This window comes from Winogradskya consettensis, from assembly GCF_018332715.1.
GTDB lineage: Bacteria > Actinomycetota > Actinomycetes > Mycobacteriales > Micromonosporaceae > Actinoplanes > Actinoplanes consettensis.
In genome coordinates this window covers 172,537-195,569 of the sequence record NZ_BOQP01000021.1, presented here as the reverse complement: position 1 = coordinate 195,569, position 23,033 = coordinate 172,537, and the positions used below count along the sequence as shown (strand labels likewise).

The window sequence follows — 23,033 nt, the reverse complement described above, 5'->3', positions numbered from 1 at the left end:
AATGATGATCTAATATTCGGAACATCATGGAGGGTACGCGAACAGGTGCCGCTGAGGAAGCTCCAGTCGAGGAAGCCAAGCTCGTCGGCTCCGACCGGGTTCTGGCGGTGCTGAAGGAGCTGGCACGACACCCGGGCGGGATCGGCCTCGAGGAGCTCACCAAGGTCTTCGGCAGCCCGAAACCGACCGTGCACCGCGGGCTGGTCGCCCTGCGCCGGGCCGGGCTGGCCGACCAGGACACCCGCGGGCGGTACGTCCTCGGCGACGAGTTCCTGAGGATGGCCTTCGCGCACCACGAGGAACGCCCCGAGCACGTACGGATCCGGCCCGCCCTCGAGGCCCTCGCGACGAGATACGGCGAAACCGCACATTACGCCGTGCTCGACGACCGTGAGGTGGTTTACCGGGCGAAGACCGACCCCCCGCGCGGCGCCGTCCGGCTCACGTCGACGGTCGGCGGGCGGAACCCCGCGCACACCACCGCCGTGGGCAAACTGCTGCTGGCCTCGCGTCTGACCACGCTCGACGCGGTCGGGCAGTGGGTGGGCGGCGCGGAGCTGGAGCGGCGTACGCCGAACACGCGCTGCACCGCCGCGCGGCTGCACGAGGACTTCGAGGTGATCCGCGAGCGCGGGTTCGCCGTGGACGACCAGGAGAACGAGGTGGGCGTGAACTGTGTTGCCGTGCCGGTGTATCTGACCTCGCCGACGGTCGCGTCGGGGGCGGTCAGCGTCAGCGGCCTCACCTACCGGACACCAGTCGGCGTGCTGGTCGCCGCGGTCGGGGGCATCGTCGAGGAGCTGGGCGCGCTGGGGCGGCCACGGTGAGCGGGCGCGTGGCGGTGGTGGCGACGCGGGACGCGTACATATTGGGGGAGGGTCCGGTCTGGGATTCTCGCCGCGGACGGCTGCTGTGGGTGGATATCGTGGGGCGGGCCGTGCTCACCGGGGTTTTCGACGGTGACCGGCTGATCGTTGAGGACCGGATCGACTGGGAAACCATGGTCGGTGCGGTCACTGTGGCTGCGGACGGGAGTCTGCTGGTGGCTGCCGAGACCGGCCTGGTCCTGCTGCGCCCCGACGGCACCCGCCGGACCGGCCCGACGATCATCCCGGCAACCGAGCCGTCACGGTCTCCGGCAACCGAGCCGTCGCGGTCTCCGGCAACCGAGCCGTCGCGGGTCGTCCCGGAAAGGCGGCTCAACGACGGCAAAACCGACCCTGAGGGCCGTTTTCTGGTCGGCACGCTGGCCTTTGCGGGCGATTCGCAGCGGGAGGTGCTGGTCAGGGTGGAGAACGACGGCGCGATCACGACGATCGACGACGACCTGACGCTGTCCAACGGCCTGGCGTGGTCGACCGACGGCCGCCGCCTGTTCAGCGTGGACACGTTGCGCCGCACCGTTTCCGTCCGCGACTACGCGACGCTCGGGCCGCGCGGCACCTTCATCACGCTCGGCGAGGGCTATCCGGACGGGATCGCGATGGACGCCGCCGATCACCTCTGGATGGCGGTCTGGGGAGCGGGCGAGGTGCGCCGCTACGACCCCGCGGGCACCTGCGTCGAGCGGATCGCCGTGCCCGCCCCGCACACGTCCAGCGTGGCGTTCGCCGATGACGACCTGCGCCGCCTGGTGATCACCACTGCCACCGACGACCTCAGCGACGAGCAACGGCGGCAATTCCCCGATTCCGGCCGGATCTTCACCGTACGCGTGGACGTGCCCGGTCATCCCGTGCCGGCCTGGCACCAACCTCAGGAGTTCCGCCCGTGTACCTGATGCGCATCGGTGCCCCCGGCGCCGAGAAGCCCGTGGCCCGCGTCGACGACACCAGTTACGTCGACCTGTCCGACCTGGTGGACGACTTCGACGAGGAGTTCTTCGCCGGCGGCGGGATCGAGCGGATCGCCCCGCTGGTCGCCGCCGGGACACCGACCCCGTTCGCCGGGGAACGCATCGGCGCGCCGATCGCGCGGCCGCATCAGATCCTGTGCATCGGCCTCAACTACCGCGACCACGCGGAGGAGACGGGCCAGGCGGTGCCGTCCGAGCCGATCCTGTTCACCAAGTCCCCCAACACCCTCATCGGCCCCAACGATGACGTACGCATCCCGCGCGGCTCGACCAAGCCGGACTGGGAGGTCGAGCTCGGCATCGTCATCGGCCGCCGCACGAGCTACCTCGACGACGTCGCCGAGGCCCGCGACGCGATCGCCGGCTACACCGTGGTCAACGACGTCAGCGAGCGCGCGTTCCAGATGGAGCGTTCCGGGCAGTGGAGCAAGGGCAAGTCCGCGGAGACGTTCAACCCGGCGGGCCCGTGGCTGGTGACCCCGGACGAGATCGGTGACGTGCTCGCCCTCGACATGTGGCTCGACCTCAACGGCACCCGCCGCCAGTCCGGCAACACGAGGACGATGGTGTTCGACCCATACTTCATGGTCCACTACCTGAGCCAGTTCATGGTCCTCGAGCCCGGCGACCTCATCAACACGGGAACCCCGCCGGGCGTCGGCATGGGCTTCACCCCGCAGGTGTGGCTGCGGCCCGGCGACGTGATGGAGCTCGGCATCCAGGGCCTGGGTTCGCAGCGGCAGAACGTGATCGCGCCCCGATGAGAGCTTTTGTACTCACCGCGCCGGGCGTCGGCGCTGTTCAGGACGTCCCGCCGCCGCAGCCGGCGCCGGGCGAGGCCGTCGTCGACGTGGAGCGGGTCGGTATCTGCGGCACCGACCTGGAGTTCTTCACCGGCGAGATGTCGTACCTGCACGACGGGCACGCCCGGTTCCCGATGCGGCTCGGCCACGAATGGTCCGGGACGGTCACCGCCCTCGGCGTCGGCGTCGACCCCGGCTGGCTCGGCCGACGGGTCATGGGCGACACCATGCTCGGCGACGGGACCTGCCGGCGCTGCCTGCGCGGCCACCAGCACGTCTGCGAGCAGCGCGAGGAGGTAGGCATCCGCGGCGGCCGCCCCGGCGCGCTCGCCGAGCAGCTCGCGGTCCCGGCCACCTCGCTGCACCACCTGCCCGACGCCGTCGACTGGGTCCTCGGCGCTCTCGTCGAACCCGGCGGCAACGCGTGGCGGGCCGCGCAGGCCGCCGCGGTGGGCGCCGGTGACCGCGCCCTGATCCTCGGGCCGGGCACGATCGGGCTGCTCACCGCGATGTTCGCCCGGGCGGCCGGCGCCGAGGTGCACCTGCTGGGCCGCACCCCGCAATCGCTGGACTTCGCCCGGTCGATCGGCTTCGAGCACGCCTGGACCGAGGACCAGCTCCCCGACCTGCCGTACGACGCCGTGGTCGACGCCTCGAACGCCGCCCCGCTGCCGGCCCGCGCGCTCGACCTGGTCGAACCGGCCGGCCGGCTCGTCTACATCGGGCTCGCGGCCAGCCCGAGCCTCATCGACACCCGCCGCCTGGCGCTCAAGGACGTCACCGCCGTCGGCATCCTCTCCGCCTCCCCGGGCCTGGAGGACACCATCGCCGCGTACGCCGCCGGCGTCGTCGATCCGCGCCCGCTCGTCGCCGCCACCGTCGGTCTCGACGAAGCCGGATCTTTTCTGGCCGGGCAGCACACTTCGGGTGCGGGCCCGAAGGTCCACATCGATCCGCGACTACGGGGGACATCATGAACGAGTTCCAGGGTCTCGTGGCCGTCGTCACCGGTGGTGCCGGCGGCATCGGCGCGGCGACCGCGACGCTGCTGCACCATCGGGGTGCACGGGTCGCGGTGCTCGATCGCGAAGCGGGCAAGGCCCCGGCCGGCCTGCTCGCCCTGGACTGCGACATCACCGACACCGCGGCGGTCGACCGGGCCGTGGCCGGCGTCGCCGAGCAGCTCGGCGGCATCGACATCGTGGTCAACAACGCCGGGATCGGTGCCACCGGCGACGTCGGCGCCAACGACGACGCCGAGTGGGCCCGGGTCCTCGACGTGAACGTCACCGGGATCGCCCGGGTGTCGCGGGCCGCACTCCCGCACCTGCGCGGGTCGTCGAGCCCGGTGATCGTGAACATGTGCTCGGCGGTGGCGTTCGTTGGCGTGCGGCAGCGGGCCCTCTACAGCGCGAGCAAGGGCGCGGTCCTGGCCCTCACCCTCGCGATGGCCGCGGACCACGTCGCCGAGGGGATCCGGGTCAACGCCGTCGCCCCCGGCACCACCGACACACCGTGGGTCGGCCGGCTGCTCGGTGCCGCCGAGGACCCGGCCGCCGCCGCGGCCGCGCTCCGGGCCCGTCAGCCGCTCGGCCGCCTGGTCACGGCCGACGAGATCGCCCACGCCGTCGCCTCCCTCGCCTCACCCCTCGCCGCCTCGACAACCGGCGCGATCCTCCGCGTCGACGGCGGCATGACCTCCCTGCGCGTGCAGTAAAGATCGCGGCGACCGGACGCGTGCAGTGAGAGCCGCGGCGACCGGGCGCGGGCAGTGGCTACCGCGGGCCCGCGGCGAGCGAGAGTATGACGGGCGCGGCTTCCGACGTGAGGCTGAGGATGACCCGGGTCCGGGCGGCCACCGAAGGGTCCTCGACGAGCCGGCCCCGCTCGTCGCCGTCGAGTTCCACCCGCAGGCCGAGCATCGGCGCGTCGGCGGGCGTGACGGCGCCCGTTGCCACCGCGGCGGCGAGGGCGTCGTGCTGGGGGACCTCGCGGATCGTGAGCAGGGGCTCGTAGAAGTCGTAGTAGGCCGTGAGCATGTCGGCGATCGCGGCGCTGAGGGGCGTACCGTGCGCACGCAGTGCTTCCTGGTCCTTGATCTGGAAGCGGTGCTCCAGGGTCACGTCGAGCGGGACCAGGGTCACCGGCCAGGGTGCTTCCAGGACCTCGGCGGCGGCTTCCGGGTCGTTGGCGATGTTGGCCTCGGCGTGCGGGGTGATGTTGCCGGGCACCCGCACGGCACCGCCCATGATCGTCACGTCGCGGACGAGGTGCGGCAGGCGGGGCTCGCGGCGCAGCGCCAGCGCGAGGTTGGTGAGCGGGCCGGTCGCGAGGATGCGCAGCTCGCCGGGGCGGGCCCGGGCCAGGGTGAGCAGCAGATCCACCGCATGCGCCGGGACCGGTTCGTCCGGGGAGCGCGGCAACTCGACCCCGCCGATACCGTTGCCACCATGGACGACGGTCGCGCCGCCTGCGAAGACTCCCTCGAGTGGGTGGTGCGCCCCGACCGCGACGGGTACGCCCGGACGTCCGCCCAGCGCCAGCACGTCGAGGGTGTTCCGGGCGGCCTGCCCGGCGCTGGTGTTGCCGCTGACCGTGCCGACGCCGAGCAGCTCGACCCCCGGGCTGTGCAGCAGCAGCGCGATCGCCAGCGCGTCGTCCACACCGGTGTCACAGTCGAGGTAGAAAGCGTCAGTCACGGGGATTCCTCCTGGTCAGGCAGTAGATGCCGGCGGCCGGATCGCGCATGGTGATCCACTCGGGAAAGTCCTGCACGAGGGTCGCACCGAGCGCCTCATGACGGCGGCGGTCGCCCTCCGCGTCGGCGCTGGCGATGTCGAGGTGCGCCTTGGTGGAGCCGTCGTCCGTGCACTGCAGCAGGATCTGCACGGGAATGCCCTGCGGGCGCACCAGCCGATGAAACTGCGGCGGAAACGACTGCAGCTGCCATCCGGTGAGCTCACCCCAAAAATCAAGCTCCGACGGGTACGCCGTGAGCGCGACGTCCAGGCACACCTGATCGAGATGGCTGCTCGCGCCGGCAGGCAGCAACCGCGTCTCGCCCTCCCAGTGCGTGACCTCGAACGCCAGCCCGGCGGGGGAGCGCAGCACGTGCGGCTCGACGGTGGTCGTCGCGCCCAGCCGGATCGCGGCCGCCACCAGCGCGGGCACGTCGTCGCAGGCGAAGCGCAGCCGGGCGCCCCCGTCCCCCTCCCGCACCTCGAGCCAGTCGTCGGCGTCATCGCGGTGCAACCGGTGGGTGCCGGTGACCGCGGACCAGAACGCTGTTGCGGCGTCGAGCTGTCCGGCCGGCCGTTCGATCACCGCGTACACCCAGCGAATCATGCCCTTAAGTTATGACCCCGGGTTGCCGGGCGTGCGAGCCGGGTATGAACAGCCCGTATGACGGACTACGGAATTCACTGCTCCCACGAGCAGATCCCGCCCACCGACCTGCTGAACGCCGTGGTGGCCGCCGAACGCGCCGGTTTCGACGCGGCCATGTGCTCCGACCACTTCTCCCCGTGGAGCGAGCGCCAGGGACAGTCCGCCTTCGCCTGGTCGTGGCTCGGTGCCGCGCTGCAGGCCACCAACCTCAGCTTCGGCGTGGTCAACGCCCCCGGCCAGCGCTACCACCCGGCGATCATCGCGCAGGCCATCGGCACGCTCGGCACGATGTACCCGGGCCGTTTCTGGGCCGCGATGGGCAGCGGCGAATACAGCAACGAGCACATCACCGGCGAGCCGTGGCCCCGCAAGGACGTCCGCAACGCCCGCCTGCTCGCGAGCGTCGACGTGATCCGCGGCCTGCTCGAAGGCAAGGAGGTCACCCGCGAGGGTGTCATCAAGGTCGACCGCGCGAAACTGTGGACCCGCCCGGAGATCACCCCACCCCTGATCGGCGCCGCGGTCAGCGTCGAAACAGCCGCCTGGTGCGCCACCTGGGCCGACGGCCTGGTCACCGTCAACGCGCCGGAGGAACACCTGCGCGCCATGATCGCCGCCTACCGCGACAACGGCGGCCGCGGCCCGATCTCGCTCCAGGTCCACCTCAGCTGGGCCCCCACCCAGGCCGAAGCCGAACGCATCGCCCACGACCAGTGGCGCAGCAACATCTTCCCGCCCCCCATCTGCTGGGACCTCGAAACCGCCGAACACTTCGACGTCATCTCCGAACACGTCACCCTCGACGAGGTCCGCAAGGTCGTCAACATCTCCGCCGACCTGGACCAGCACATCACCTGGCTACGCGGCTACGAGGAGCTCGGCTTCGACCGCATCTACCTGCACCACGTCGGCCAGGACCTCACCGACTTCATCGAAACCTTCGGCGCGAAGGTCCTCCCCGCCCTGCGCTGAGCGTGCGGCGGGTAGTGGTTGATACTCCATCGGCGCCAGCTCACCGGTACCTCAGCGACACCGGTGAGCTGGCGGTGCTCCTGTCCGATGGGGGGTTAAATGCACGAGCATCATCCGATCGATCAACTGGTTGCCTCGACGGAACGGGCGGCAACTGCGTCGGTCGCCGATGCGTTGCGAGCGTCGTCCCAGCACATGGCCGACCGGCGGAAATGGATACTCGGACCACCTGAGTTGCTCGACGACGGCCGCTCGCTGGGGTTCGTGCTGTCGATCTCCACCGCGCGACCGCCATGGGGCGAGTGGCTGGATCGCACGATCGACCGTGCCCACCTGGATGAGGCCAAGGACCTCCTCGTCGAGATCTGCCGCGTCTCCGGCGACCACGACGTGCCGTTCGCCGTCGATTTCGCGGGCGAGCCGATCGGCAGGATCGACGGTGGCCGGATGGACGAATCGCTCGCGGTCGGCCTGATCGGCGAATGGGAACGTGTCCTTGACGATCGCGACCAGTGAGCCAGCCCATGGGCTGACCGCTCCCGGTGCGGTGGTTCTGACCGGGCCGAGACGGCTGCCAAGGCCGGCCGGTCGGCCGTGCACGAGTTTCGAGGATGACACCTCGGCACGACCGGCCCAGCGTGGTTGAGCCTGTTGCCGGCCCAGCGTGGTTGAGCCCCTTGCCGGCCCAGCGTGGTTGATTCTTTTGCCGGCTCAGCGTGGTCGATTCTGTTGCCGGCTCAGCGTGGTTGAGCCTGTTTGCCGGTGAGGCGGGGGCGGGGGGTGCCGTCGACGGCGGTGCAGATGCCGTAGATCCTGGGGTGGGTGGTCCAGCCGTTGACCCGGCCGCGGTTGTTGCTGATCTGCACGCGGCCCTTGCCGGGGTCGAGGGCCGACACCAGGTGCAGGTAGATCGTCCCGGCGACCTTGGCCAGGACGATGTCACCGACCTCGAGCCTGGCGGGGTCGACCGGGGCGACGGTGACGAGCTGGCGGCTGCGGACCAGGGGCACCATCGAGGAGCCGGTCGGCCGGAAGTCGACTGTGGACCCGGCGGCCACCCTGGCGGCGATCGTATCGAGAAATCCCATCGCCGCCGATGATGCCACCTGTCTATCCTCGGCGCGTGACAGTTTTCGCGTGCGTGGGATGCGGCGCGGCGCTGACCGTTCCGGTGCGGCGGGTGGCTCTGCCCGCGCATGCTCACCAGGACGCGTGGCATGACTTTCTCGGCGTACTCATGGAGGCCGGCACTTTTGCCGTTGAGCCGCACCGGTCCGGATCGCCGTGGCGCGATTGGGACGAGGCCGAGGGGCAGGCGCAGGGCCTGTACGCACCGGTCTTCGCGTTGTCGCTCGGGCCGGCGGGCTCGGTGGTGATCGCACCCGGGGACGTGCGCGGCACGGCGCTCATCGGCGGGCGTGACGACGGCTACTGCCTCGGGCTCACCGGCGGGGTGGACGGCCCGAACCTGGGGTGTGAACAGTGCGGCCGGCCGGTGGCGACGCGGATCGACGACTGCTCGTACTGGCAGGCGGTGTGGCTGGACCCCGGCGCCGTGGTTGCTCGGGAGGACGGTGCCGACCCGGTCGACGACTGGGCCGATCTGCGGGGGCTGCGGCCGGGGACGCCGCCGGTCGAGCAGCAGGGACACTGGGATCTACGCTGGACTGCCGCGGTCGGGGTGGCACTCGCCCACTTGGTCGCGGCAGCGGACGGCGCCCGCATCGTCATGCCCGCCGGCCTCACCACCGAAGTGTTCCAACGTTCCCTCGACTCACTGCTCCCCGTCCAGGAGCGGCCCTTCGAGCCCGGCCCGGAGTGGCCCGGCCCGGAGTGGCCCGGGGATCGCGTTCAGGAGCGGCCCGTAGGTTCCGGCCGGGGGTTGCCGGAGAAGAGGGTGGTGATGGCCGGGCCGGGGGTGCCGGTCGATCCGGAGGCCGACATCCTGCTGGTTCCGCGGCATCCGCAAACCGGTGAGTCGTGGCCGTCGCCGGGCGCCACGCCCGTGGCGCCGCTGGAGTGGGACGTGTGGGTGTGGCTCGCGTTCACCCGGGACCGCAGGCCGGTCCCCGGAGCCGGTGCGATGCCCGACGACGCTCTGCGCGACGATCCGCTGCCGTTGCACCCGCACACGCCCTTCCGCCCGGACGCGCGAGCCTTCCACGCGACGCTGGCCCGGCTGCCCGCGGTGCGCGAGCCGTGGCTGCGCGCGATCTACGACGGCCAACGCCGGGTGAGGTACGCCTACAGCCTCTGAGCGCCGGGCAGCTGGACCGCCGTCACGGCGTCCTGCGGCGAATAGCCGAGCCGCAGCCTGTCCGCGATCTCGTCCCGGCTGCGCAGCGCCGCGCGCCAGCCGACTACCTCGGCTGCCACCGGCGCGCCGCCATCGCCGGTCGCTTCCACGATCCAGGGCCGCCGGAACAGCACCCGGCCCACGATGCCCGCGATCAGCAGCACCACCACGACCACGACGTCGAGCACGAGCAGCAGCAGCGGAAGCAGGAACCACCAGAACAGCACCCCGAACACGATCATCCCGACAATGATCGCGATGCCGATCGCGATGTCGTCGCCGAGGTCACCCCAGCCACCGCCACCGCCGCCGGAGTGGTTGCCGGAGGGGAGGTCGAGCCCGCCGAGGTCCGGCCCGTTCTTGCGGTTGCGCCGCCACCCACCGAACCGCCGGGCGAGTGCCCGCCAGCGTGGCTCCCACACCACCCGTACCCGCCAAGTCGCGCCATTGGTTCCCTGCACTGTCACGGTCCGCACCGCCGCAGTGTAGAAGGGTCTGTCTCACCCGGCTGCGAGGATCCTGCGCATCCAGCTTTCCCGAGCCGCGCGGGCCGCTGCGGTCACCTTGGCCTTGGCAGCCGTTTCGAAGCCGTGCCAGCCCCCGGCCCAGATGTGCAGTTCCGCCTGTCCGCCGCCGGCCCAGATCCGGGAGGCGTAGTCGACGGTCTCGTCGCGGAAGGGCTCGGCGGAGCCCGCGTCGAGGTAGGCCTGCGGGAGTCCGGACAGGTCCGGGGCCCGGGCCGGGACGGCGACGGGGCTCGGCGAGCCTTCGACGTGCCCCTCGCCGAGGACCATGTCCCAGGCGAACCGGATGTGGTCCGTCGTCAGGCCGCGGCTGGCGCCGTTCTCCTTGCTGAACTGGCGTGCCGACACGGTGTCGCCCCGGTCGTCCAGTTGCGGGCAGATCAGCAGCTGGCCGAGCACGGCAGGGCCGCCCAGATCGCGTGCGAGCAGTGCGGTGCCCGCCGCCAGGCCGCCGCCTCCGGAGAACCCGCCCAGGATGATGCGCGCGGGGTCGATGCCGAGGCTCCCGGCGTTGTCGGCGACCCACGTGAGCCCGGTGTAGCAGTCCTCGACGAGCGCGGTGCCCTGCACGGCGGGTGCCAGGTGGTATTCGGGTGAGATCAGGACCATTCCGAACTCGTTCACCCAGTCGAGGAATCCGAACTCCGCCAGGCCACCGAACCGGTCGCCCGCGATCATGCCGCCGCCGTGGATCGAATACAGGGCGGGCATGCCGGGCCGTGGGACCCGGGGCGTGAAGATCGACAGGGTGATCTCGCCCGAGGGCCCGGCGACCGTGCGCTCCTCGTGCCGCACGCCGGTGCGGGCGAGCTCCGCGGCGAGCTGTTCGACTCCGCCGGACGGGCGGGACCTCATCATCTCGAGCAGCTCGCGGGTGAACGGCGGGAACTCCTGCTCCGGCTCCATGGCGACGAGCTCGGGGTCGTACGGCGTACGGGGGATAGGCATGCCTGGAGCGTACTCGAATTATGGAGTCAGCTACAAGTTTGTGGCTTGATACACTTCTGCGGTGGCGGAACCAGGACTTCGTGACCTCAAGAAGGCGCGCACCCGCCGGCTCATCGCCGACACCGCGGCGCGGCTCTTCGCCGAGCGTGGTTATGAGCGGGTGACGGTCAGCGAGATCGCGCGTGCGGCCGAGGTCGCGGATCAGACGCTCTACAACTACTTCCCGACCAAGGAGCAGCTGGTCACCGATCGCGAACAGCAGATCCAGCAGCAGCTGAGCGAGCTGATCCGCTCCCGGCCCGCGGGGACCACCCCCGCGGTTGCGATCCGCGACTACGTCCTGCAGGCGGTGTCGGCGATGCGGGACATGCCGCAGGAGAGTGCCCGCGGCACGCTGGGCTATCTGGCGATCATCAGTCCGGCGATCAACCGGCTGGCCCTCGAGGTGGCCGATCGTCAGGCCGCCGCGCTCGCCGCGGCGATCGGCGAGACGAGCCCGGTCCCGCCGGAGATCGCCCGGCTGCAGGGCATCGCACTGGCCGGCGTTTTCCGGATCTTCCTGAGCGAGTCCGGCCGCCGTGCCCACGAGGGACAGACCCTGACCGAGATCGCCGACGCCCTGGGGCCCGAGCTCGGGAACATCCTCACCGAGCTGGACCGCTGGCTGACCCCGGCACCTGCCTGACCTGCCCGGTAGCGTGGGGCGGCATGGAGCTCGAGTTCGCCGGTGAGGTGTGGTTCTGGCGGGGGCCGGCGCCGTGGCATTTCGTGACCGTGCCCGAGGAGGGCTGTGCCGCGATCGCCGAGGTCGCGGCGGAGGTCAGCTACGGGTGGGGCATGATCCCGGTCGACGCCGAGATCGGGGATACGCGGTGGACCACGTCGCTGTGGCCCAAGGACGGCCGATATGTGGTGCCCCTGAAGACGTGGGTGCGCAAGGCTGAGGGGATCGACGTCGGTGAGGTGGTCACCGTGCGCCTCGGTGTCGGTCAGTCGCTGGAGGAGACCTCGTTGTAGGTGTCCGCGCGGTCCTGGCCGGAGAGGGCCGCGATGGCGTCCATGATCTGGTCGGTGGCCTCGCGGCGGGCCTTCGCGGCGCTGCCCGCGGGCTGCGGGAAGTGCAGGGGCTCGCCGAAGCGGACGGTGACCTTGCCCGGGCGGGGGATGAGGGTGCCGACCGGGTGGACGCGGTCGGTGCCGATCAGGGCCGCGGGGACGACCGGCGCGCCGGAGGCCATGGCCAGCCAGGCCACGCCGGTGCGCCCGCGGTAGAGCCTGCCGTCGCGGGAACGGGTGCCCTCGGGGTGGATGCCGAACGCCCGGCCGTCCTTGAGCACCGCGAGGGAGGCCTCCAGGGCGGCCTGGGCGGCGCGGTGACCGCCGCGGGGGACCGGGATCGCGCCGAGACCGCTGATGGCGGTGCGGGTGAGGGTGCCGAGCGGGCCGCTGCCGGTGAAGTATTCCTCCTTGGCCAGGAAGAACACCGGGCGCGGGCTGACCAGCGGGATCAGGAAGCTGTCCAGCGCGGAGATGTGGTTGGCCGCGACGATGACCGGGCCGTCCACCGGCAGATGGGCGAGGCCTTCGATCGTCGGCCGGAACGCCAGCCGGGACACCGGGACGAGGGCCGCCCGGACGAGGTGGGGGATCAGCACGGTGTCGCTCCTGTGTGCGCTTGCACGGCCCGGCGCAGCAGCGCTTCCAGGTCGTCGTTGCCGGTGGCCATCTGGAGGCTGTCCCACAGCCAGAGCTGGGCGATGCCGTGCAGGTTGGCCCAGAAGGCCCCGGCCCTTACGGCAGCGTCGGATTGTTGCGCTCCGAGCCTTTGCATCAGTACGCCGAAAAGTGGCGTGCTGACCCCGCGGAGCCCCTCCTTGTTCCCGCTGAGCAGCTCGTGCCGGAACATCAGCTCGAACATCCCGCGATTGGTCCGTGCGAACTCCACATACATCCGCGCCAGCGCGAGCAGATCCGTGCCCGGGTCGCCCACGACGGGCAGGCGGGAGACCCGGTCGGTGAGGTCGGCGTAGCCCTCGCGGGCGACGGCGGCCAGCAGCTCGCGGTGGGTGGGGAAGTAGCGTCGCGGGGCTCCGTGCGACACACCGGCGCGGCGGGCGATCTCGCGGAGCGACAGCGCGTCGGTGCCCTCCTCGGCGACCAGGGCAACGCCGGCGTCAACGAGCCGGGTGCGGAGGTCGGCGGGCATGGACAGTGTCTACCAGGTCATCGTAGACACTGTCTACCCGCCCGCGACGCCACCGATCAGCACGATCCGGCGACGGGTGAGCAGGCGTCCCGCGTTCGCCGTGATGCGGTTGGGCAGCCCGGAGATCACGCTCGGCGGGGGGTTGCGGCGGTCGAGGACGCTCAGCCCGTACGCCACGACCTGCTCGGGGGTCTGGAATCGCCCGAAGCGGGTCATGGAGTCGTTGCCGACCACGTCGAAGAACTCCGTGCGGGTCAGGCCGGGTGCGAGGCTGAGCACCCGCAACCCGGTGCCGATGCTCTCCTGCCACACCGCCTCGGTCAGGCTCAGCACGAACGCCTTGGTCGCCGCGTACTGGGCCATGTGCGGACCTGCCTGGTACGACCCCAGGCTCGCGATGTTGACCAGCACCCCCGTGCCCGCGGCACGCAGCGTCGGCAGGAACGCCCGGGTGATGTCGGCGACCGCGGCGACGTTGACGGCGATCTCGTCGCGCAGGCGGCCCGGATCGAGCTCATGGAAGTTGCCGTACGAGCCGAAGCCCGCGTTGTTGATGACGCTGGTGACACTCAGCCCGCGGCCGGCGATCTCGGCGGCCAGGCGCTCCCCGGCGGCGGGCTCGCTGAGGTCGAACGGGATGACGGTCGTCGGGACTTCCAGTTCGGCGGCGAGCGTGTCGAGCCGGCCCCGGCGGCGGGCGACGAGGGCGAGGCCGGAGCCGCGGCGGGCGAGGGCGCGGGCGAACTCGCGGCCGATGCCGGCGCTCGCGCCGGTGATCAGGGTGGTCTGGTTGCGATAGTCCACGGGTGTCATGGAAGTGACTGTATGCCAAAATGGCACTGAGTGCCATACCGGCACCACCCGCTATGATCGGCATCATGGGGCTGAGGGAGCGCACGCGGCAGGCCGTCAAGGTGGACATCGCGGCCACGGCCATGCGGCTCTTCTTGGAGCAGGGCTTCGACGCGACGACGATGGAGCAGATCGCCGCCGAGGCCGAGGTCTCCCGGCGCTCGCTGTTCCGCTACTTCGAGTCCAAGGAGGACATCGCGCTAGGGGACATCGCCGAGCGTGGGGTCCGCGTGCAGGAGGTCCTGGCGGGGCGACCGGATTCCGAGGGGCCGTGGGAGGCGCTGCGGGCCGCGCTGGACGTGCTCGCGACGGAGATGGAGTTCACCCCCGAGTGGGCCGCCAGGATCACAGCGATGTTCCACGAGACGCCGTCGCTGCGGGCGCGGCAGGTCGAGAAGCAGCTGCGCTGGACCGGGCAGCTGGTTCCGGAGGTCGAGCGCCGGCTCGGTGTTCCCCCGGGCAGCGCCGGGGATCCCCGTGCGGCGGCGATCGTGACCAGCGCCCTGGCCTGTCTGAATGCGGCTGTCGACGCCTGGACCACGGGGGGCGGCAAACGGTCGGTCTTCGAACTCTACGACGAGGCGGTCGCGGCGATCCGGGCGTGAACGACCCCGGGCGGGCAGGATCGGCGGTATGACCTCTGAGATCGGTACCCTGCGGGCCGTCGCGCTGGACGCCCCGGACATCTTTCGCCTGGCCACCTTCTACGAGCAGCTCGCGGGGTGGAAGCCGCTCCCCTACGACGACGGGGACGACTGGATCACGCTGCTCAGCGAGGACGGCTGGCGGATCGGGCTGCAGCTGGCCCCCGACCATGTGGCACCGACGTGGCCGGGGCAGGAGCATCCCCAGCAGGCGCACCTCGACTTCCGGGTGCCGGACATCGACGCCGCGGCCGCGCGGGCCCAGGAGCTCGGCGCCACCGTGCTGCGCCGTAACGAGAAGTGGCACACGCTCGCCGACCCGGCCGGGCACCCGTTCGACCTGTGCCTCAACCCCGGCGATCCGGCGACGACGCTGGGGGACGTCATGCTCGACTGCCCCGACGCGAAGCTGCTCAGCCAGTTCTACGCGGAGCTGCTCGGCAAGCCGGTGACCTACGAGGCGGACGGGATGGCCATGATCGGCGAGTACGGCTCGCAGCCCGTGATGTTCCAGCAGGTCGAGAACTACTCCGCGCCGCGCTGGCCCGACCCGGCGTACCCGCAGCAGATCCACCTCGACGTGCACGTGCAGGACGTGGACGCGGCGGAACGGGCCGCGCTGGCAGCCGGCGCCACCCGGCTGGACGGCGAGGGCGATGACTGGCGGGTCTTCGCCGATCCCGCCGGGAAGCCGTTCTGTCTGGTGTGGACGGACTAACGGTAGAGCTCGGGGCCGTGCTTCTCGACGAGCTCGTTGACCGCCCGCAGGGTCGGCAGCACCTCGGCGTCCGGGTCCGTGGTGGGAGTGCCGGCGTTGTCGATGGCCGCGCGGGCGTCGCGCAGGATGCGGCGTACGCGGCTCTCGCTGTCGGCCCCGCGGCGGATCTGGTCCCAGTGCGCGATCGCGAGCTCGGCCTGGCCGGCCAGCTCCCGCAGATAGGTGATCGGCTCGTCGAGCACCGCCTGGTACGCCGCCCGCGCGTTACGCAGCTCATCGGCGGCCCGGGCCAGCCGGTCCCTGTTGGCGGCCGTGACGTCGGGGCTGCGCTGCTCGTCGGTGACCTCGGCGAGGCGCCGGCCCATCGCCTCGTGGATGCGCAGCCGCTCGGCGAGCACCGTCAGGGCCTGGGCACTGGTCCGGCGTACCTCGGTCAGGTCGACCGCCGGCCAGCCCTCGTCGTGCATCTCGGTCAGCAGCGGGACCGCGGCGTCGAGCCGCCCGGCGGCGGTGAGGGCCTCGGCGTAGCGGCGGCGCTCGAACGTCCCGGTCAGCGTCCCGCCTGCGGCATCGTCAGCCCGGCGGGGGCTGAGTGCCGTGAAGATCCGGTGGACGGCCGCGGGTGTGCTGAGGAAGAGCGCCACGACGGCGGTCGCCTGGAAGAAGCCACCCCACGCGCTGTTCTGCGCGGCCAGGCTGAGCGCGAAGCTGATCGGCACCACGGCCGGCGGCGTGTGGAGCAGCACCGTCATGGGGCTGGGGCCCGAGCCGATGACTGTGGGCTCGGGTGACCGGTCGATGTCCGCCATGGCGGCATTGTTTCCGGTCAAACCTGTGAAGGGAACCCTGACCCCCTGAACGGCTGTCTCGGTATTAGGTTAGCCTAACCTGCATGACAGCCTCTCCGGAGACCGTTGCGCTCTCGGGCGGCGGTCTCACGCTCGCGTACGACGGCCGCACGGTCGTCCGGGACGCCGCCATCGAGCTGCGTGCCGGCGAAGTCGTGGCCCTGGTCGGGCCGAACGGCTCCGGCAAGTCGACATTGCTGCGTGCGCTCGCGCGGCTGCACACCCCGAAGAGCGGTTCGGTCACGCTCGGCGGGGAGCAGTCCGGCGACGCGCACGCCCTGCACCCCAAGGAATTCGCCCGGCGGGTCACCCTGCTCACCCAGTCGCGGCCCACCCCGGGTGGCGTACGCGTGAGAGAGGTCGTCGCCTACGGCCGGCACCCCTACCGGGGGCGGTTCGGCGCCGGCGATCCCGGCGGCCCCGCCGCGGTGGACAAGGCCATGCACCTGACCGGGGTGGCGGCGATGGCCGAGCGCCCGGTCGACGAGCTGTCCGGCGGCGAGCTGCAGCGTGTCTGGCTCGCCACCTGTCTCGCGCAGGACACCGGCGTCGTGCTGCTGGACGAGCCGACCACCTATCTCGACCTGCGCTACCAGGTCGAGACCCTCGACATCGTGCGGGACCTGGCCGACGAGCACGGTGCCGCGGTCGGTGTCGTGCTGCACGACCTCGACCAGGCCGCCGCCGTCGCCGATCATGTCGTGCTGCTGCAGAACGGCGTCGTGCGGGCCACCGGCCGCCCCGCCGACGTGCTCACCTCCGAACTTCTCACCGAGGTCTACGGCCTGCGCATCGATGTGCGGGTCGACGACCGGGGGCGCGTCCGTACCGAACCGGTCGGCCGCCATTCCACCCGCATGTCCGCCACCCTTTAAGGAATTCTCTATGCGTACGCCCCCCTTCCGCCGGACTCTGGCCGCAGCGGCCACCGCCGTGGTGGCAGCCCTGGCCCTCACGGCCTGCGGCACCACCGAGGACGCCGACGACGCGGGCACCCCCAGCGCGTCCGCCGCCACCGGACCGGTCGACCTGACCGACGAGCGCGGCCCCGTGCACCTCGACGCGCCCGCCGAGGCCGTCGTCTCCCTCGAGTGGGGCCTGACCGAGAGCCTGGTCGCGCTCGGCGTGAAGCCGGTCGGTGTCGCCGACGTCAAGAACTACAACATCTACGACACCGTGGCGCCGGTCGACGCCGCGACGCCCGATGTCGGCACCCGCGGCGAGCCCAGCCTCGACGCCATCGTCGCGCTCAAGCCGGACCTCGTGGTCGCCACGACGGACCTGCCCGCGACCGTGATCGAGCAGATCACCAAGACCGCGCCGGTGATCACGCTGAAGGGCTCCGACGGCACCGACCCGATCGGCTACATGCGCAAGACGCTGACCACGCTCGCCCAGGCGACCGGCACGTCCGCCAAGGCGACCGAGGTCCTCGCGGGCTTCGACGCGAAGGTCGCCGCCGGTAAGGACGCGCTCGCCAAGGCCGGCAGGACCGGGGCGCCGTTCACCATGTCCGACGGCTGGATCGACTCGGGCACCGTCGCGATCCGCATGTACACCCCGGGCTCGTTCTTCGGCGGTCTCGGCAAGGAGCTCGGCCTCACCAACCAGTGGACCGAGGGCGGCGACAAGGACTACGGCCTGGCGCAGACCGACATCGAGGGCCTGACCAAGATCACCAATGCGGACAGTACGTTCGTGTACGTCGCCAACGAGACCGACGGCGGCGGCGAGTTCACCAAGGCGCTGACCGGCAACGCGGTGTGGAAGCAGCTCGGCTTCGTCAAGGGCGGCCACCTCAGCAAGCTCCCCGACGGCATCTGGATGTTCGGCAGCGTGCCGTCCGCCAACGCCTACATCGACGCGCTCGTCGCGGCCTTCCCCGGCGCCTGACACCGATGTCCGGCACCACCGACACGGCCGCTGACGTGGCCGTCACCCCGGCGGGGACCACTCCCCGCCGGGGCGCCCCGCGGGTGATCGCCGCATTTGCGATCGCCCTGGCCCTGCTGCTCGTGCTCGCCGCGGTGCACCTCACCCAGGGCACCGCCGACCTGAGCGTCGCCGAGCTGCTCCGCGCGCTCGTGCCCGGCTCCTCCGGGGACGGCCGGGAACAGACCGTCGCGGTGCTGGTCGCCAGCCGCGTGCCCCGGCTGCTCGCCGCCCTGCTCGTCGGGCTGGCCATCGGCGTCGCGGGCGCCACCCTGCAATCCGTGGCACGCAACCCGCTGGCGTCGCCGGACACCCTCGCCGTGAACGCGGGTGCCTACGTGTCGGTGGTCGCCGTGGCCGCGTACGGAATCGCCCTGCCCTTCCTGGTCAACGGTCTGGTCGCCTTCCTCGGCGGGCTCGCGGCATCGGGTCTGGTCCTGCTCGTCGCCCGGGGCGGCGCGGCCGGACCGGCCCGGGTCGTGCTCGCGGGTTCCGCGGTGGCCCTCGCGCTCAACTCGCTCGCCGTCGTGCTGCTCATGCTCTTCCAGCAGAACACCACCGGCCTGTACGCGTGGGGCAGCGGCACCACGGTGCAGTCCGGCACCAGCCAGGTCACGTTCGCCGCGCCCCTGGTCGCGTTTGGCGTGCTCGGCGCCCTGCTGCTCGCGCACCGCCTCGACGTGCTCGGCCTCGGCGACGACTCCGCACGGGTGCTCGGTGTCGACGTCCGGCGTACCCGGGTCCTCTCGATCCTGCTCGCGGTCCTGCTGGCCGCCACCGCCGTGACCGTCACCGGACCGATCGGCTTCGTCGGGCTCTGCGGCCCGGTCATCGCCCGGCTCGTCGCCCGCCGCGTCCCCGGCCTGAGCCGGCACCTCCTGCTCCTGCCGTTCGCGGGCGTGGTCGGCGCCCTCGTCATCGTCACCGCCGACGTGCTGCTGCGTCTCGTCCTGCCCGCGGCCACCGCGATCTCCGTCCCCACCGGCGTGGTCACCTCGCTCGCCGGCGCGGTCCTGCTGGTCTGGCTCGCCCGGCGCCTGCGCGACAGCGGACCCGCGACCTCGTCGACCGGCACCCACGGCACCGCCCGTTCCCGCGGCTTCGTCACCGTCGTCGGCGTCGTGCTCGGTGTCGCCCTGGTGACCGCGTTCCTCGCCGCGCTGCTGCTCGGCGACCGTCTCGTCCTGCTCGGCGACGTCGCCAACTGGTGGCGGGGCACCGCGGGCCGTGAGGTCTCCTTCGTCCTCGACCAGCGCTGGCCCCGCGTGCTCGTCGCCCTGCTCGGCGGCGCCGCCCTCGCCCTGGCCGGCTCCGTCGTCCAGGCCGTCTGCCGCAACCCCCTCGCCGAACCGGGCCTGCTCGGCATCACCCCCGGCGCGAGCGTCGGCGCGGTCGCGATGGTGCTGCTCGTCCCCGGCGTCGGCGTCTGGCCGGTGATGGGCGCGGCGACCCTCGCCGCCCTGGCCACCTTCGCGCTCGTCTACCGGCTCGCGTCCCACCGGGGGCTGTCCTCCGACCGGCTCGTCCTGATCGGCATCGGCGTCAGCACGGCCGCGTCCGCGATCACGACGCTGCTGGTCGTGGTCGTCTCACCGTGGAACGTCGGCGTCGCCCTGACCTGGCTCGCCGGCTCGACCTACGGCCGGACCCTGAGCCAGGTCGTCCCCGCCGCGATCATGCTCGCCGTCGGGCTGCCGCTCGCGCTCGCCGGCGCGCGGACCCTCGACCTGGTCTCGCTGGACGAGGACGTGCCGCGGGTGCTGGGCGTACCGCTCAACCGGGCCCGGCTCGGCTTCCTGACCCTGGCGGCGGTCCTCACCGCGGCCGCGGCCTGCGCGGTGGGGGCACTGGCCTTCGTCGGCCTCGTCGCACCGCACGCGGCCCGCGCGCTGGTCGGTGCCCGGCACGCCCGGTCGGTGCCCGTGTCGGTCGCGCTGGGGGCGTTACTGGTCACCGTTGCGGACACTGTGGGGCGTACGGTCATCGCTCCCTCACAGATTGCCGCCGGACTCGTGACCGCCCTGATCGGAGCGCCGTACTTCATCTGGCTTCTCAGCCGGGTGCGAGCCGGCCGCTAAACACGGCTTCTTCCGGTGCGCAATTGGTGGATCGGCCCTGTTCCGCTCGGTCGTCGCCGACAATGATTCCCTCATGCCGCAACAGGTGGGTGGCGGCCGGCGGGCCGCGTGGATCGCCGGTGGGTACGCCGCACAGGGCCTCGGCTACGCGGCCGTGGTCACCGCCCTGCCCATGTTCAAATCCCGGCAGGGCGTCGACGACGCGTTCGTCTCGGTGCTCCTGCTGCTCGTCATCGCCGCCGCGGCCGGGGGCTCCATGCTCGCCGACAAGGTGGCCGCGCGGTGGGGGAGCCGGTACGCCCTGGCGGGCGGGCTGCTCGTCGTCGCAGCCGGGCTGTCGCTGACCACATTCCACACCCCGCAGGCTGTGTTCGTGGCGGTCTTCATCGCGTACGGCCTGGGGCTCGGCGCCGTCGATGCCAGCCTGAGCATGCAGGGGGTCCTGGTCCAGGCCCGCCTGGGCCGCAGCGTGATGAGCCGCCTGTTCGCCGCCTACACCGCAGCCGCCATCGTGGCGGCCCTGGCCATGTCGGGCTCCGCGGCAACGGGAGCCGGCGCCGCCGTCGCAGTCGGACTCGCCGCCGTCTTCGCCGCCGTCATGGCCCTCGCCGGCTTCTCGTCGTTCGAGCCGGACCGCACCGTCCTGCACGCCCTCTCCGGCCACACGGCGGGCGGCACCCGCCGCATCGTGCTCGTCTGCGGCGCGTTCATCTTCACCGCGTTCCTGGCCGACTCGGCGGTCAGCACATGGAGCTCGGTCTACCTCGACGACTCCCTCGCCGCGTCGGCCACCGTCGTGCCCCTGGGATACGCCGCCTACCAGGCCGCGGTGCTCGCCGCCCGGCTCGTCGGGGACCATCTGGTGCCCCGGATCGGCACGACCGTCGCCGCCGCCGGGTGTCTGCTGGTCTGCGCACTGGGCTGCGGGCTGGTGGTGGCCGTGCCGTCGATCGGGGCGGCGGTGGCGGGGTTCGCCCTGACCGGGCTCGGGGTGGGCATCCTGGTCCCGCTCGCGTTCAGCGTCGCGGGCCGCAGCGCGCCGGGGCGCAGCGACGAGGTCATCGCCCGGGTGAACCTGTTCAACTATGGCGGCGCGCTGCTGGGGGCCGTGCTGCTGGGTGCGCTGTCGTCACCGGTCGGGTTGCGGCTCGCGTTCCTCGTGCCGGTGATCGGACTGCTGGCCACGCTGCCGGTGCTGCGCGCGTGGCGCTCCCTCAACGACCAGGCTCACTCGCAGACGACACCATCGGCGTCGCGGTCCTGATACCAGTAGTACTCGGGGTCGGAGCTGCGATAGTACGGTCCGTAGCCGTGGTTCTTCGCCTCCGCGCACGTGGCGAAGCGCGGATCGTTGCGCGGGGGCGTCGTCGCGCCTTTTCCGTGCACTCCTTTGTAGCGATATTTCGTGCCGTCGCAGTATTTGCGCAAGGTGTTGCCGGCGATCGAACCCGCTGACTCGTTCTCGCTGGACGCGACGAGGCGCACGTCAGCCTTGTTCACCCTTCGCCCCGCCGCCATCGGGTACTCGTCGCGGTCGTAGCCGGGGCGCGTGGCGACGCCCTTCAGCGCTGCCTTGCGCCGCGCCGCGGCCCCGGTGCGATTCAGGACCATCGTGAGCGGATAGCCCTTGTCGATCGCGTCCTGCGCGTGCTCGAGAATGCGGCCGTGCTTGGCGCTGGTCAGCGGAATCATGACGACCGCCGACGTGGTGGTGCACGACGCGGCCATCGCGAGCGGCGTGGCCGTTGCGCCGGCAACAGCCATCGAGGGGGGCGCTGACAATGCGGTGACGGCGAGGACCGCGGTGACCGCGGTGACCGCGCCGGCTGCCATGCGCCTGAAACCCATGCCCCACTGTCGGCAACGGGCGGCGCCGAGTTGAGGACTCCTGTGCGTCAACCGTGAGTTGACGAGCCTCCTGGACTCCTGGAGGATCTGCGCGACGGCGAGCCGACCGCGGGGGAGATCGCCGCGCACTTCCCGATCAGCGGCCCGTCCGTGTCCCGCCACCTCGCAGTGCTGCGCTCGGCAGGCCTGATCCAGGAACGCCGCGAGGCCAACAAAGATCTACTACGCCCTCGTCCCGGAGCGGCTCGCGCTCTGCGTGGGCCGCTTTCTCTCCTCCGTCTGCCCGGACCAGATCGTCGTGCGGCAGCGCCGCCCGAGAGGATCATCATGAGAGTTCCCGTCATGGCCGGCGTCATCGAGCGGCGCCTGCTCGTCAATTACCGTACGGATCCGGAAGTCACCGCTCGCCTGCTGCCCGCGCCGTTGCGCCCGCAGCTGGTCAACGGGCACGGCGTCGCGGGGATCTGCCTGATCCGGCTCGGCCGGCTGCGTCCGAAGCCCCTGCCCGGCGGGATCGGCATGCGCACCGAGAACGCCGCGCACCGCATCGCGGTCGAGTGGGACACCCCGGACGGCGTCGCCACCGGCGTCTACATCCCACGGCGGGACACCGGCTCCCGGGCCTCGGCGCTGGCCGGCGGCCGGGTCTTCCCCGGTGAGCACCACCGCGCCCGGTTCACCGTCGCGGAGGACGAGCAGGACCTGCGGGTGGCGTTCCGCAGCGTCGACAACACCGGCGCGGTGGGAGTCCACGTGCGGGTCAGTCCAACGTGGCCGGGCAGTGCGCTGTTCGGCGATCTGGCCGAGGCGTCCGAGTTCTTCCGGCAGGGCTGCGCCGGTTACTCCGAGACCACCGGCGGCCGCGTCCTGGACGGCATCGAGCTCCGCACGGGTTCGTGGGCCGTCGAGGCGACCGAGGTGGCGGGGGTGCACTCGACGTTCTTCGAGGACCCGGGGCTGTTCCCCGCGGGCACGGCGGCACTCGACGGGGCCCTGCTGATGCGCGACGTCCCGGTGAGCTGGCACTCCCTGCCGTCCATGCCCGTGCGCCGCGAGCCGGACCGTCGTGGCTCGCGGGCGGTCCGGTAGGAAGCCGGAACGAGTCCTCCGTCCAGGGGTGCC

Annotated in this window: 27 protein-coding genes and 1 pseudogene; 18 read left to right on the top strand and 10 right to left on the bottom strand. The window is 71.9% G+C overall.

Going from position 1 to position 23,033, the window contains the following annotated elements:
* The first annotated feature begins 26 nt into the window (after positions 1-26).
* The 5 genes from Aco04nite_RS21110 to Aco04nite_RS21090 are packed head-to-tail and all read left to right on the top strand — an operon-like array spanning position 27 to position 4,375.
* Positions 27-827 (top strand): IclR family transcriptional regulator, encoded by an 801-nt coding sequence (locus Aco04nite_RS21110; RefSeq protein WP_212998965.1) that lies wholly within the window; start codon positions 27-29, stop codon positions 825-827.
* Positions 824-1,780 (top strand): SMP-30/gluconolactonase/LRE family protein, encoded by a 957-nt coding sequence (locus Aco04nite_RS21105; protein WP_212998964.1) that lies wholly within the window; start codon positions 824-826, stop codon positions 1,778-1,780. The genes Aco04nite_RS21110 and Aco04nite_RS21105 overlap by 4 nt, the downstream gene beginning before the upstream one ends.
* The gene (locus Aco04nite_RS21100; RefSeq protein ID WP_308161651.1) at positions 1,780-2,619 is read left to right on the top strand and encodes a fumarylacetoacetate hydrolase family protein; all 840 of its coding nucleotides are present in this window, start codon (positions 1,780-1,782) and stop codon (positions 2,617-2,619) included. The genes Aco04nite_RS21105 and Aco04nite_RS21100 overlap by 1 nt, the downstream gene beginning before the upstream one ends.
* Positions 2,616-3,635 carry a zinc-dependent alcohol dehydrogenase gene (locus Aco04nite_RS21095; protein WP_212998962.1) on the top strand — a complete coding sequence of 340 codons (1,020 nt, stop codon included), beginning with the start codon at positions 2,616-2,618 and terminating at the stop codon, positions 3,633-3,635. The genes Aco04nite_RS21100 and Aco04nite_RS21095 overlap by 4 nt, the downstream gene beginning before the upstream one ends.
* Positions 3,632-4,375, top strand: coding sequence for an SDR family NAD(P)-dependent oxidoreductase (locus tag Aco04nite_RS21090; protein ID WP_212998961.1), 744 nt, complete (start codon positions 3,632-3,634; stop codon positions 4,373-4,375). Before Aco04nite_RS21095 ends, Aco04nite_RS21090 begins: the two co-directional genes overlap by 4 nt.
* A gap of 58 nt (positions 4,376-4,433) precedes the next feature.
* On the opposite strand, the gene Aco04nite_RS21085 is transcribed toward Aco04nite_RS21090, so the two are convergent.
* Both Aco04nite_RS21085 and Aco04nite_RS21080 read right to left on the bottom strand, forming a co-directional pair.
* Positions 4,434-5,357 carry a nucleoside hydrolase gene (locus tag Aco04nite_RS21085; RefSeq protein ID WP_212998960.1) on the bottom strand — a complete coding sequence of 308 codons (924 nt, stop codon included), beginning with the start codon at positions 5,355-5,357 and terminating at the stop codon, positions 4,434-4,436.
* The gene (locus tag Aco04nite_RS21080; RefSeq protein ID WP_212998959.1) at positions 5,350-6,003 is read right to left on the bottom strand and encodes a VOC family protein; all 654 of its coding nucleotides are present in this window, start codon (positions 6,001-6,003) and stop codon (positions 5,350-5,352) included. Before Aco04nite_RS21080 ends, Aco04nite_RS21085 begins: the two co-directional genes overlap by 8 nt.
* Before the next feature lie 57 nt (positions 6,004-6,060).
* On the opposite strand from Aco04nite_RS21080, the gene Aco04nite_RS21075 reads away from it, so the two are divergent.
* Positions 6,061-7,017, top strand: a complete 957-nt coding sequence (locus Aco04nite_RS21075; protein WP_212998958.1) for a TIGR03885 family FMN-dependent LLM class oxidoreductase — start codon at positions 6,061-6,063, stop codon at positions 7,015-7,017.
* Positions 7,018-7,116: 99 nt separating this feature from the next.
* Positions 7,117-7,533 (top strand): hypothetical protein, encoded by a 417-nt coding sequence (locus Aco04nite_RS21070; protein ID WP_212998957.1) that lies wholly within the window; start codon positions 7,117-7,119, stop codon positions 7,531-7,533.
* Between the two features lie 221 nt (positions 7,534-7,754).
* Here the strand turns inward: Aco04nite_RS21070 and Aco04nite_RS21065 are convergent, their stop codons facing one another.
* Positions 7,755-8,105, bottom strand: coding sequence for a hypothetical protein (locus tag Aco04nite_RS21065; RefSeq protein WP_212998956.1), 351 nt, complete (start codon positions 8,103-8,105; stop codon positions 7,755-7,757).
* A gap of 35 nt (positions 8,106-8,140) precedes the next feature.
* Here Aco04nite_RS21065 and Aco04nite_RS21060 point away from each other — a divergent pair, with 35 nt between their 5' ends.
* Complete coding sequence (locus Aco04nite_RS21060) at positions 8,141-9,274, top strand: hypothetical protein (protein ID WP_212998955.1); 1,134 nt, start codon at positions 8,141-8,143, stop codon at positions 9,272-9,274.
* Here the strand turns inward: Aco04nite_RS21060 and Aco04nite_RS21055 are convergent.
* Complete coding sequence (locus Aco04nite_RS21055) at positions 9,262-9,789, bottom strand: hypothetical protein (RefSeq protein WP_212998954.1); 528 nt, start codon at positions 9,787-9,789, stop codon at positions 9,262-9,264. The genes Aco04nite_RS21060 and Aco04nite_RS21055 overlap by 13 nt on opposite strands.
* Positions 9,790-9,813: 24 nt before the next feature.
* Positions 9,814-10,785: an alpha/beta hydrolase fold domain-containing protein gene (locus Aco04nite_RS21050; RefSeq protein ID WP_212998953.1), complete on the bottom strand. Its 972-nt coding sequence runs from the start codon at positions 10,783-10,785 to the stop codon at positions 9,814-9,816.
* A gap of 61 nt (positions 10,786-10,846) precedes the next feature.
* Here Aco04nite_RS21050 and Aco04nite_RS21045 point away from each other — a divergent pair, with 61 nt between their 5' ends.
* Positions 10,847-11,470, top strand: a complete 624-nt coding sequence (locus tag Aco04nite_RS21045) for a TetR/AcrR family transcriptional regulator (protein ID WP_212998952.1) — start codon at positions 10,847-10,849, stop codon at positions 11,468-11,470.
* 23 nt (positions 11,471-11,493) lie between these two features.
* A complete protein-coding gene (locus Aco04nite_RS21040) occupies positions 11,494-11,802 on the top strand; it encodes a DUF1905 domain-containing protein (protein ID WP_212998951.1) in 309 nt (102 codons plus the stop codon).
* Here Aco04nite_RS21040 and Aco04nite_RS21035 read toward each other — a convergent pair.
* From Aco04nite_RS21035 to Aco04nite_RS21025, 3 genes are read right to left on the bottom strand one after another with little or no spacing between them, the layout of a single operon-like run.
* Entirely contained in the window at positions 11,775-12,440 is a 666-nt protein-coding gene (locus Aco04nite_RS21035; protein WP_308161648.1) for a lysophospholipid acyltransferase family protein, read from the bottom strand. The two genes, Aco04nite_RS21040 and Aco04nite_RS21035, sit on opposite strands and share 28 nt — an antisense overlap.
* Positions 12,434-12,991 (bottom strand): TetR/AcrR family transcriptional regulator, encoded by a 558-nt coding sequence (locus tag Aco04nite_RS21030; protein WP_212998950.1) that lies wholly within the window; start codon positions 12,989-12,991, stop codon positions 12,434-12,436. Before Aco04nite_RS21030 ends, Aco04nite_RS21035 begins: the two co-directional genes overlap by 7 nt.
* A 33-nt stretch (positions 12,992-13,024) precedes the next feature.
* A complete protein-coding gene (locus Aco04nite_RS21025) occupies positions 13,025-13,804 on the bottom strand; it encodes an SDR family NAD(P)-dependent oxidoreductase (protein ID WP_212998949.1) in 780 nt (259 codons plus the stop codon).
* A 65-nt stretch (positions 13,805-13,869) separates the two neighbouring features.
* On the opposite strand from Aco04nite_RS21025, the gene Aco04nite_RS21020 reads away from it, so the two are divergent.
* Together Aco04nite_RS21020 and Aco04nite_RS21015 are read left to right on the top strand one after the other, a co-directional pair.
* A complete protein-coding gene (locus Aco04nite_RS21020) occupies positions 13,870-14,448 on the top strand; it encodes a TetR family transcriptional regulator (protein ID WP_212998948.1) in 579 nt (192 codons plus the stop codon).
* A gap of 28 nt (positions 14,449-14,476) precedes the next feature.
* Complete coding sequence (locus Aco04nite_RS21015) at positions 14,477-15,205, top strand: VOC family protein (RefSeq protein ID WP_212998947.1); 729 nt, start codon at positions 14,477-14,479, stop codon at positions 15,203-15,205.
* Here Aco04nite_RS21015 and Aco04nite_RS21010 read toward each other — a convergent pair.
* A complete protein-coding gene (locus Aco04nite_RS21010) occupies positions 15,202-16,014 on the bottom strand; it encodes a hypothetical protein (RefSeq protein WP_212998946.1) in 813 nt (270 codons plus the stop codon). The genes Aco04nite_RS21015 and Aco04nite_RS21010 overlap by 4 nt on opposite strands.
* A gap of 83 nt (positions 16,015-16,097) precedes the next feature.
* Here Aco04nite_RS21010 and Aco04nite_RS21005 point away from each other — a divergent pair, with 83 nt between their 5' ends.
* The 4 genes from Aco04nite_RS21005 (at position 16,098) to Aco04nite_RS20990 (ending at position 21,327) form a co-directional block, all read left to right on the top strand.
* Positions 16,098-16,928, top strand: a complete 831-nt coding sequence (locus tag Aco04nite_RS21005; RefSeq protein WP_212998945.1) for an ABC transporter ATP-binding protein — start codon at positions 16,098-16,100, stop codon at positions 16,926-16,928.
* Between the two features lie 10 nt (positions 16,929-16,938).
* Positions 16,939-17,946: an ABC transporter substrate-binding protein gene (locus Aco04nite_RS21000; protein ID WP_212998944.1), complete on the top strand. Its 1,008-nt coding sequence runs from the start codon at positions 16,939-16,941 to the stop codon at positions 17,944-17,946.
* Between the two features lie 5 nt (positions 17,947-17,951).
* On the top strand, positions 17,952-20,063 hold the full coding sequence (locus tag Aco04nite_RS20995; protein WP_212998943.1) for an iron ABC transporter permease: 2,112 nt from the start codon (positions 17,952-17,954) through the stop codon (positions 20,061-20,063).
* 73 nt (positions 20,064-20,136) lie between these two features.
* On the top strand, positions 20,137-21,327 hold the full coding sequence (locus Aco04nite_RS20990; RefSeq protein ID WP_212998942.1) for an MFS transporter: 1,191 nt from the start codon (positions 20,137-20,139) through the stop codon (positions 21,325-21,327).
* On the opposite strand, the gene Aco04nite_RS20985 is transcribed toward Aco04nite_RS20990, so the two are convergent.
* Positions 21,291-21,896, bottom strand: a complete 606-nt coding sequence (locus Aco04nite_RS20985) for an excalibur calcium-binding domain-containing protein (RefSeq protein WP_244876161.1) — start codon at positions 21,894-21,896, stop codon at positions 21,291-21,293. The genes Aco04nite_RS20990 and Aco04nite_RS20985 overlap by 37 nt on opposite strands.
* A 93-nt stretch (positions 21,897-21,989) precedes the next feature.
* Here Aco04nite_RS20985 and Aco04nite_RS50245 point away from each other — a divergent pair.
* Together Aco04nite_RS50245 and Aco04nite_RS20975 are read left to right on the top strand one after the other, a co-directional pair.
* Positions 21,990-22,052, top strand: a pseudogene (locus Aco04nite_RS50245) (hypothetical protein); the annotation flags it as partial.
* A gap of 186 nt (positions 22,053-22,238) precedes the next feature.
* A complete protein-coding gene (locus tag Aco04nite_RS20975; RefSeq protein ID WP_212998940.1) occupies positions 22,239-23,000 on the top strand; it encodes a DUF2071 domain-containing protein in 762 nt (253 codons plus the stop codon).
* Positions 23,001-23,033 lie beyond the last annotated feature (33 nt).

Coding starts and splice junctions, on each gene's coding strand:
- Aco04nite_RS21110 (WP_212998965.1), top strand. CDS start 27: ATGGAGGGTACGCGAACAGGTGCCGCTGAGGAAGCTCCAGTCGAGGAA.
- Aco04nite_RS21100 (WP_308161651.1), top strand. CDS start 1,780: ATGCGCATCGGTGCCCCCGGCGCCGAGAAGCCCGTGGCCCGCGTCGAC.
- Aco04nite_RS21095 (WP_212998962.1), top strand. CDS start 2,616: ATGAGAGCTTTTGTACTCACCGCGCCGGGCGTCGGCGCTGTTCAGGAC.
- Aco04nite_RS21090 (WP_212998961.1), top strand. CDS start 3,632: ATGAACGAGTTCCAGGGTCTCGTGGCCGTCGTCACCGGTGGTGCCGGC.
- Aco04nite_RS21080 (WP_212998959.1), bottom strand. CDS start 6,003: ATGATTCGCTGGGTGTACGCGGTGATCGAACGGCCGGCCGGACAGCTC.
- Aco04nite_RS21075 (WP_212998958.1), top strand. CDS start 6,061: ATGACGGACTACGGAATTCACTGCTCCCACGAGCAGATCCCGCCCACC.
- Aco04nite_RS21070 (WP_212998957.1), top strand. CDS start 7,117: ATGCACGAGCATCATCCGATCGATCAACTGGTTGCCTCGACGGAACGG.
- Aco04nite_RS21065 (WP_212998956.1), bottom strand. CDS start 8,105: ATGGGATTTCTCGATACGATCGCCGCCAGGGTGGCCGCCGGGTCCACA.
- Aco04nite_RS21050 (WP_212998953.1), bottom strand. CDS start 10,785: ATGCCTATCCCCCGTACGCCGTACGACCCCGAGCTCGTCGCCATGGAG.
- Aco04nite_RS21040 (WP_212998951.1), top strand. CDS start 11,494: ATGGAGCTCGAGTTCGCCGGTGAGGTGTGGTTCTGGCGGGGGCCGGCG.
- Aco04nite_RS21030 (WP_212998950.1), bottom strand. CDS start 12,991: ATGCCCGCCGACCTCCGCACCCGGCTCGTTGACGCCGGCGTTGCCCTG.
- Aco04nite_RS21025 (WP_212998949.1), bottom strand. CDS start 13,804: ATGACACCCGTGGACTATCGCAACCAGACCACCCTGATCACCGGCGCG.
- Aco04nite_RS21020 (WP_212998948.1), top strand. CDS start 13,870: ATGGGGCTGAGGGAGCGCACGCGGCAGGCCGTCAAGGTGGACATCGCG.
- Aco04nite_RS21015 (WP_212998947.1), top strand. CDS start 14,477: ATGACCTCTGAGATCGGTACCCTGCGGGCCGTCGCGCTGGACGCCCCG.
- Aco04nite_RS21010 (WP_212998946.1), bottom strand. CDS start 16,014: ATGGCGGACATCGACCGGTCACCCGAGCCCACAGTCATCGGCTCGGGC.
- Aco04nite_RS21005 (WP_212998945.1), top strand. CDS start 16,098: ATGACAGCCTCTCCGGAGACCGTTGCGCTCTCGGGCGGCGGTCTCACG.
- Aco04nite_RS21000 (WP_212998944.1), top strand. CDS start 16,939: ATGCGTACGCCCCCCTTCCGCCGGACTCTGGCCGCAGCGGCCACCGCC.
- Aco04nite_RS20995 (WP_212998943.1), top strand. CDS start 17,952: ATGTCCGGCACCACCGACACGGCCGCTGACGTGGCCGTCACCCCGGCG.
- Aco04nite_RS20990 (WP_212998942.1), top strand. CDS start 20,137: ATGCCGCAACAGGTGGGTGGCGGCCGGCGGGCCGCGTGGATCGCCGGT.
- Aco04nite_RS20985 (WP_244876161.1), bottom strand. CDS start 21,896: ATGGCAGCCGGCGCGGTCACCGCGGTCACCGCGGTCCTCGCCGTCACC.
- Aco04nite_RS20975 (WP_212998940.1), top strand. CDS start 22,239: ATGAGAGTTCCCGTCATGGCCGGCGTCATCGAGCGGCGCCTGCTCGTC.